1 pseudogene is annotated in these 1,138 nt (G+C 68.4%); it reads right to left on the reverse strand.

Going from position 1 to position 1,138, the window contains the following annotated elements:
• Positions 1 to 1,138 (reverse strand): annotated as a pseudogene (locus EN742_RS35555) (lytic transglycosylase domain-containing protein); the annotation flags it as partial.

Genomic DNA, 1,138 nt, shown 5'->3' on the forward strand with positions numbered 1-1,138 from the left:
GTCCGCAAGCCCACGCGCTCGCCGGCGAGCTGGCCGTAGAAAGTGGTGCCATAGGCAGCCGCGCGGGTGAAATACGCCTTCGCGTCGCCGGGCCCGCCCACTTCGGCCGCGCGGCCGAGCCAGTAATAGGCGCGCGACAGCGACGCCGGCCCCTGCGCGAGGTCGGCGATGCGTGCGAAGTGGGTAGCCGCGGTAGCCGGGTCGTTGAGGCCGCGCAGCGCATACCAACCGGCGTGGAACTCGGCCTCTGCGGCGCTGGCTGGGCTTTCGGCCGCGTGCATGGAGACGATTTTGTAGGCCGTCTTCATGTCGCCCTGGTCGACCAGCTCGCGCGACAGCACCCGGCGTTCCACCCACCAGGCGTCGGGATCGACCAGTGCCTCGCGATCGGTCGGCGCTTTCATCACGACCGCGGCGGCGTCGGCGAATTTCTGCTGCTTGCGCAGATATTCGGCCTCGGCAAAGAAATAGCCGGCCTGACGCTGCGCCGCGGGCACGGCCTTGAGCAGCTTGGTCGCGTTCTTGTCGCCACGGCTGGCCGCCGTCCAGGCATCGGCCAGCGGCTGGGCGCCTGCGAGCGCTGCCACGCGCAGCGCCGAGGAAGGCCGATCGGCATAGAACATGCGCTCCATGCGGAAGCGGTGGTCGGCGGCGGGAATGAGCGTGCCGAACTCCTTGATGATGGTCGCCTCGTCCTTGGCTTCCAGTCTTTCCGTTCGCCAGAACGGCGACAGCACTGAGCGCGCCGCCTTGGCGTTGCCAATGGCGACATAGGAGCGGGCAAGGATGATCACCCCTTCCGGGGTCAGCGGCTGGCTGCCCTTGAACGCCTGCACCACGACCTGCGGCGAGGGGTTCTCGCGATAGAGCGCGCGCTCGCTGTTCTTGCGCAGCGCGATCGTGCCCGGCCAGTTCGGCAGCATCTGTGCGGCATCGGCGATATCGCCGCTCGGCACCTGGTCGCCACCATAGAGCGCGATCGCCCAGGCCAATATATGGCGGTCGAGCGAATTGGCGGGCAGCACCTCGCGCACCTGGCGCGCGCCGGCAATGTCGTTGGCTGCCAGCCTGTCGAGGCCGCCCTTCAAAAGCGCGACATCTGTCGAAAGAGAGGCGGGGACATCCGGCCGGCCCTGAT

This window comes from Mesorhizobium sp. M4A.F.Ca.ET.020.02.1.1, assembly GCF_004022645.1.
GTDB lineage: Bacteria > Pseudomonadota > Alphaproteobacteria > Rhizobiales > Rhizobiaceae > Mesorhizobium.